Genomic DNA, 6,702 nt, shown 5'->3' with positions numbered 1-6,702 from the left:
ATCTGTACTTGATTGAGCAGTGATCCTTTAGAAAGATAAAGATCGCGGTACGTTGTTGGTGGCAATTTTAGGCGAACCATGCCATATTTCGTCGAAATTCATTTATACCCTTCCGACGTGAAGTTGCAGCGGTGCTGGCTACGTTTGCTCACCCCAGTCACATAGTTTATCTATGTTCATGGGGATGAACCCACTTGCCGCCTATCTGCAACGCCAAGTTGATGGAGTATAGTCTACATTTAGCCAAATCTGGAGCACCTTATGTCTCAACCTCAGCAAGATGACTACGTATCCGTTGAAGAGTTAATCGAAATTCAAAAAGAAGATACTCGCGACATCATTCAAGCCCTGCTCGAAGATGGCAGTGATCCAGATGCGTTATATGAGATAGAGCACCACCTATTTGCTGAAGATTTTGACACGCTAGAAAAAGCGGTTGTTGAAGCCTTTAAAATGGGCTTTGAAGTGCTTGAAGCAGAAGAAACAGAAGATGAAGACGGCAATAAACTATTGTGCTGTGACGCGACTATGCAATCGGTACTGAAGGCCGAAGCGATCGATGAACAGGCAGAGAAGCTTATTCAACTTGCTGAAAAATATGACATTATTTACGACGGATGGGGCACTTACTACGAGGGTGAAGATGCGCTATACGACGATGAAGAAGATGAAGACGACCAAGAGTGATTAGGCGTTATTTACCTTAATGTGAGATACCAGCCCTTTGGCTGGTATTTTTTTAGCTATGCAAAGCTAACGGGGCACTTTAGTGACGAATCATTATTTTTGTCAGCACATCTTTATTTATTTTGTATATAATCGTTCAACATTGATCTAGCATTGATCTAGCTCAAGTTTATTATGCGAATTTCTCTTGCTGGCTTTTGGCAGCTTTCACCGTTGACTGATTTATCGATCCCGCAAGAGGATCTTTGTTTTCCTGCGCCTCTCAGCCAAGCATTACCTCACGACATGACAGAAGTACAAATTGCCGAGCAAGAGTGGCATTTGATGCATGATGTTGAGGTGGATGAAGCGATGCTTAGCTTCGCTGCAATTGATCTTGTGCTTGAGGGCATCGATTTTTATGCGGAAATACGTTTAAACGGTGTGGCACTATTCGATTGTGATGGCAGCCAAGCGGTGTATAAAAAAGACATTCGGCCTTTGCTGCAACTCGGCCGCAATCGATTCGAAATTTTGTTTGTTGAGCAAGAAGAAGAGTGGTTGCTTGATGAGCCAGATTTGCCGCAATTATGCCCGCTAGGGCACCACGCGGTGAAGAAATACGATGAGCGAATGGGGATTTGGCAAGAGCCTTATCTACAATGCATTCGTCATGTTCGTCTAGAGCATGTTACCGCTGAGCAAATCTGGCACTATGGCGGCGGCTGTGAGTTTTTGGTTCACTTACATTATCAAACCTACGCACCAGGATTAGTTTCCGCGGTAGTAAAATTTAATGGTATGAGCTATCAGTTGCCTATTGATGTGCGCCATCAGCATGCCAGTGCTTTATTTCAAGTGGAAGCGCCGAAGTACGCAGATCTTACACAGCTTAACCCGAATGATTTGTATACCTTATCGGTGCAACTTGATGGTCAGCAGCAATCCTTCCATATCGCGTTAAGCGAAGATCTCTGTGTTACCCATTTTCCTATCTGATCAACGTACAGTTAATGAGAGCATTTCATTGGTGACCATTCTTGCGGATGCCTCTTTTGCCAGAACTTCTCGTAGAAGTAGTAAGCACACGTATTAATGCTCGGTTCGATCATGGCTAAAACACCACCAATGACAAAACTTCCGGTCATGATATATGCCACGCTAAATGCAACACTGAAGTGCACTACAGCAAAGCTACCTGTTTTAATTTTGGCCGATTGTGAGTAGCGGCGCAGTGGGGCGTAGTGCGCCCATACTTTTTCGTGAAAGTAAAAAGCAACGGTATTGACCATCGGCTCAAGCATGGCAATCAGACTACCAAGAATAATGTCGCCCGTAAGTAGATAAACGACGGTAAACGCAATACTGAAATGGATCGCGGCAAAGCTAAGCGTTTTTTTCATAATGTTCACCTAAACGGTTATCGGGTTGATGTAAACATTATTGATAATTATTCTCAACAAGTAAAGGTAATTGAGCCTATTAGTTTGATAGCCAATTCCTAACTGAGGCGCTTGTCGTTGGCATAAAAAAAGCGCCTCATGCGCTTTTTTATGACGATGCAGGGTTTCTATCCTTGCGGTTTGACAACCAGTACATTGATTGGCGAGTTTTGCACTACTTTACTGGCCACCGATCCCAGCATCACTTTATCGATCTTCGATCGTTTATGGCTTGGCATGATAATCAAATCAGCTCCGAGCTTTTCTGCGTAATCTAAAATGGTGGTGTAGGCTTTACCTTCCGCTACATGCAGTTTGTAGATTATTTCGTCAGCGATATGTTGATCAGCAAACTGTTTTAGCTGTTGCTTGACGTCTTCTTTCATTTTCGCCGCGGCATCTTTCGGGAAGTATGTGGCGACCATCGACATGTGGATACCAGGTAATACATTTAAAAGATGAATTTCAGCATTGGAATGTGTCGCGTGCCAAACAGCAAGTTCAACGGCTTTGTCAGAAAAGCCTTTTTCATTAAGGTCCACTGGAACAAGGATGTGTTTATACATTATGGATTATCTCATCTACGATAGGGTGCTTTAGAGCACCTTGTTTCCGTAAAGTATATGCCTAGCTCGTGCTAGGCATATTGATTAAGCGCGTATTTCTTGTGTTCTCATACGGCGTTTTTGATTCCAAGCTAGCGTCAGCACTAATAATAATGCAGGTAAGAAAACCCACTCTTTCATTGGCCGTTGGCTTTCCAACACAACTGAGCGGATTTCCCAATCAAAATCTATGCCTGCAGCTTCAGCTGGACTGCCAAAGTCAATCATATCCACCAGCATACGATTACTGGTTTCTTTCAGGGTTAGCCCCATTGATTGAATACGCTGTTCTGCCGTTGACGCTTGATCATCAAAAGGGAGTAGTACTGTTTTTGATAAGTAATCACCTTCAATGGTTTCACCAGCGACGATAAGCTCTATCGATTGACCCACATCGAGGTTTTCTACAATTTGCGCTATCTCTGTGCCTGGGTGCAGTTCGGTCGCAGGATAAATCATGTCCCACCAAAAACCGGGTCGGAAGAACGAGAACGTCAGCACCAACAACAAGACGGTTTCCCACCACTTATTGCGAGTTAGCCACCAACCTTGAGTCGCAGCAGAAAACAGCAGCATTGCGGTAATGGCCGAGAAAATGGTTAACGCTAAGTGCCACCATGTATCAATTCCCATTAGCAGTAGTTGAGTGTTGAATACGAACATAAAGGGCAAAATGGCGGTACGAATATCGTAAGCAAACCCTTGAATACCTGTACGAATAGGGTCTGATTTAGCGATAGCAGCTGCGGCAAATGCCGCCAAGCCAACTGGTGGGGTGTCATCTGCCAAAATGCCGAAATAGAACACAAATAAGTGTACGGCAATCAATGGGATGATAAGACCATGAGCGGCTCCCAGTGTCACAATGACGGGAGCCATTAAGGTTGATACGACGATGTAGTTGGCAGTGGTCGGTAAGCCCATACCAAGAATGAGGCTGATCACGGCGGTAAAAATCAGCATCAGTATGACGCTGCCACCGGATATAAACTCAACAAAATCGGTCATCACTAAGCCAATGCCAGTCAAGGTGACGACACCAACGACGGTTCCTGCGGCTGCGGTTGCCACACCAATGCCAATCATATTCCGCGCGCCTGAAACCAAGCTTTCGGCAAGATCAACAAACCCAGCCTTCACTTGCGTGTTCAAATCGTTGCTCTTATTGAGTAACGACATGATTGGCCGCTGAGTGATTAAAATGAAGACCATAAATATCGTGGCCCAAAAAGCGGATAATCCGGGCGAGAAGCGCTCGACCGTCAAACACCATACGAGCACCACAATAGGTAGCAGGTAATGAAGCCCTGATTTTACCGTCGGCCCAGGGTCGGGTACTTCTTGGATATCCATATCCATTGAACTTTCTGAGGCGTAGCGAGACGAAATTTTAATCAGAGCGACATAAGTCAGTAAAAGCGCGACCGTAACAATTGGAGTAGCGGCGTCACCAAACACCTCTTTGGTCCAACCAATGCCGTAGTAAACAACAGCGCTGAGAACGCAAAGCCCTAAAATAGTACCCGTAAATGAAAGTAAGCTTTGCACCCATGTCGGTGTATGACGGCGAGGTAGGCCTTTCATTCCTGCTTTGCAGGCTTCCAAATGGACAATATAAATTAAGGCAATATAAGAGATAAGCGCTGGCAGTAGCGCCGCACGGATCACTTCAACATAGGAAATACCGACATATTCCACCATTAAAAATGCGGCAGCACCCATGATAGGCGGGGTTAATTGGCCATTGGTGGAAGCGGCTACTTCAACAGCGCCCGCCTTTGTTCCGGGAAAGCCGACACGTTTCATCAAGGGAATGGTAAAAGTACCGGTGGTAACTACGTTTGCAATCGATGAGCCAGACACTAGCCCCGATAAGCCTGAGGCTACAACCGCTGCTTTCGCGGGACCGCCTCGCATGTGGCCCAACAGTGAAAAGGCCACTTTGATAAAATAGGAACCTGCGCCAGCTCGTTCAAGCATTGCGCCAAATAGAACAAACAAGAACACAAAAGAGGTGGAAACCCCAAGAGCCACCCCAAAAACCCCTTCAGTAGTCAGCCATAAATGAGACATCGCTTTGTTTAGGCTCGCTCCTTTATGAGCGATCACATCCGGCATGTAGGGGCCACCAAAGGTGTAGAGCAAAAAGAGTGCTGCGACCAACATTAGTGGTGGCCCTAATGCTCGACGTGTTGCTTCAAGTAATAACACCATCCCTGTGACGGAGACCGCTATATCAATCAAGGTTGGCGCACCGGAGCGACCAGCCAACTCATTGTAAAATAAATAGATGTAAGCAGCAGAGAAACTGCCCGCCAATGCCAAAATCCAATCAATCAATGGAATGCGATCGCGTGGTGAGTTCTTCAACGCAGGGTAGGCAGTAAAGGCGAGAAAAACAGCGAATGTGAGGTGAATGGCTCGTGCTTGCGTATCGTTTAAGATGGCAAAGTTAAAAATAAAGGGCAGCGGTGAAGCATACCAAAGTTGGAATAGTGACCAACATAGTGGGACAAACCACAAAATGCGCCCCGGCAAGCCGTGAGGGTTTCTTGCGCCGGTATCAGATTGCGCTACCATTTCCTGCACATCGGTTGACGGAGTAAGTGTCTTCGTCATGTACGTTATCCTTATTATTGGCTGCCTACGTCTCGGTTGGTCACAGGGTCAATTCACTGCTAATGAGAAGTGGGCTATTGCGGAACAGAACAAAAGGTGGGTTGTTAAATCATTTAAAACCCAAATGTGCCCAGAGAGTCGTTGTAAACGTAAGAGGACAGGCCATCATCGTTGACCATAACGCCAAGGGATAAAGGGCATATCGCTCGTGACTGAAAGGGCAATCAAAGGAGACGTTCAGCCTCCTTTGATTCGGTATCGCTATTGTTGGTTTTCGCGATGCGAAATTATTTTAGCAGACCGATTTCTTTGTAATATTTTTCTGCGCCAGGGTGAAGAGGAATGGAGATCCCCGCTTTCACCATGTCTTCTTTTTTCAAGTTAGCAAAGGCAGGGTGAAGACGTTTAAAGGTATCAAAATCTTCAAATACCGCTTTGACCAAATTGTATGCGACTTCATCAGACACATCAGTGCTTGATACCAAGGTCGCAGCCACACCAAAACTGGTTACATCTTTATCTGTTCCACGGTACATGCCAGCAGGAATCGTGCTGTAAGCGTAGTAAGGGTTATTGGCAACAATTTTTTCAATTTCAGGGCCAGTAGCAGAGACGAGTTTTGCATCGCATGAGGTCGTTGCTTCTTTGATTGAACCATTTGGATGGCCAACCATATAAATAAAGGCATCTATTTTATTGTCGCACAATGCTTGAGAGCGCTCAGAGCCTTTGAGCTCAGAAGCCAGTTTGAAGCTGTCATTGGTCCAACCAAATGCATCCATCACAACAGCCATGGTTGCCCTGTCACCAGAACCTGGGTTACCAATGTTGACACGTTTACCTTTCAAGTCAGCCACGTTTTCAATGCCTGAATCGGCGCGGGCAATGATATTAAAAGGTTCGGTATGAAGGGAAAATACTGCGCGCAGTTTTTTATTCGGGCCTTGCTCGGCAAATTCACTGGTACCGTTATAACCATGGTACTGCCAGTCAGATTGAACAATACCGAAATCGAGTTCACCTGCACGAATCGTGTTCACGTTGTAGATCGATCCGCCTGTTGATTCTACTGAGCAGCGAATGTTGTGATCTTTACGCCCTTTATTAACCAGCTTACAAATAGCACCACCTGTCGGGTAGTAAACACCAGTGACGGATCCTGTACCAATCGTAATGAACTCTTGTGCGCTTAACGTACCTGTACCCATGACCGCTGCTGCAATAATTCCAACTTTAATCAATTTATTCAATGCCATGAATTTTCCTTCCTTATTCATTATTAACCCCATAGATAATTGTTGTTACACCCTTCCCACCTGAAGTTGCTGTGGTGTTAGCTACGTTCGTTCACCCCAATCACAGAATTATCC

At 45.4% G+C, this 6,702-nt stretch carries 6 protein-coding genes; 2 read left to right on the top strand and 4 right to left on the bottom strand.

Annotated elements, in window-relative coordinates; translation table 11 throughout:
• The first annotated feature begins 261 nt into the window (after positions 1–261).
• Both rraB and B9J87_RS17030 read left to right on the top strand, forming a co-directional pair.
• On the top strand, positions 262–687 hold the full coding sequence (rraB, locus tag B9J87_RS17035) for a ribonuclease E inhibitor RraB (RefSeq protein WP_017046663.1): 426 nt from the start codon (positions 262–264) through the stop codon (positions 685–687).
• A 174-nt stretch (positions 688–861) separates the two neighbouring features.
• The gene (locus B9J87_RS17030) at positions 862–1,665 is read left to right on the top strand and encodes a glycosyl hydrolase 2 galactose-binding domain-containing protein (protein WP_094133409.1); all 804 of its coding nucleotides are present in this window, start codon (positions 862–864) and stop codon (positions 1,663–1,665) included.
• Between the two features lie 11 nt (positions 1,666–1,676).
• On the opposite strand, the gene B9J87_RS17025 is transcribed toward B9J87_RS17030, so the two are convergent.
• The 4 genes from B9J87_RS17025 to B9J87_RS17010 all read right to left on the bottom strand — a co-directional run bounded on the left by B9J87_RS17025 (position 1,677) and on the right by B9J87_RS17010 (position 6,588).
• A complete protein-coding gene (locus tag B9J87_RS17025; RefSeq protein WP_064624308.1) occupies positions 1,677–2,069 on the bottom strand; it encodes a DUF2061 domain-containing protein in 393 nt (130 codons plus the stop codon).
• A gap of 167 nt (positions 2,070–2,236) precedes the next feature.
• Positions 2,237–2,674, bottom strand: a complete 438-nt coding sequence (locus B9J87_RS17020) for a universal stress protein (protein WP_013857847.1) — start codon at positions 2,672–2,674, stop codon at positions 2,237–2,239.
• 84 nt (positions 2,675–2,758) lie between these two features.
• Positions 2,759–5,332, bottom strand: coding sequence for a TRAP transporter permease (locus B9J87_RS17015; protein ID WP_094151877.1), 2,574 nt, complete (start codon positions 5,330–5,332; stop codon positions 2,759–2,761).
• Between the two features lie 287 nt (positions 5,333–5,619).
• Positions 5,620–6,588 carry a TAXI family TRAP transporter solute-binding subunit gene (locus tag B9J87_RS17010; protein WP_026027829.1) on the bottom strand — a complete coding sequence of 323 codons (969 nt, stop codon included), beginning with the start codon at positions 6,586–6,588 and terminating at the stop codon, positions 5,620–5,622.
• Positions 6,589–6,702: the final 114 nt, after the last annotated feature.

The sequence above is a fragment of the Vibrio sp. V19_P1S1T109 genome (assembly GCF_002241375.1).
Classification (GTDB): domain Bacteria; phylum Pseudomonadota; class Gammaproteobacteria; order Enterobacterales; family Vibrionaceae; genus Vibrio; species Vibrio anguillarum.
Note: the sequence above shows the minus strand (reverse complement) of the source record. Positions and strands in the feature narration are given on the sequence as shown.

What these genes read in the sequence shown, in the direction of transcription:
- rraB (WP_017046663.1), top strand. Translation starts at nt 262, where the DNA reads ATGTCTCAACCTCAGCAAGATGACTACGTATCCGTTGAAGAGTTAATC.
- B9J87_RS17030 (WP_094133409.1), top strand. Translation starts at nt 862, where the DNA reads ATGCGAATTTCTCTTGCTGGCTTTTGGCAGCTTTCACCGTTGACTGAT.
- B9J87_RS17025 (WP_064624308.1), bottom strand. Translation starts at nt 2,069, where the DNA reads ATGAAAAAAACGCTTAGCTTTGCCGCGATCCATTTCAGTATTGCGTTT.
- B9J87_RS17020 (WP_013857847.1), bottom strand. Translation starts at nt 2,674, where the DNA reads ATGTATAAACACATCCTTGTTCCAGTGGACCTTAATGAAAAAGGCTTT.
- B9J87_RS17015 (WP_094151877.1), bottom strand. Translation starts at nt 5,332, where the DNA reads ATGACGAAGACACTTACTCCGTCAACCGATGTGCAGGAAATGGTAGCG.
- B9J87_RS17010 (WP_026027829.1), bottom strand. Translation starts at nt 6,588, where the DNA reads ATGGCATTGAATAAATTGATTAAAGTTGGAATTATTGCAGCAGCGGTC.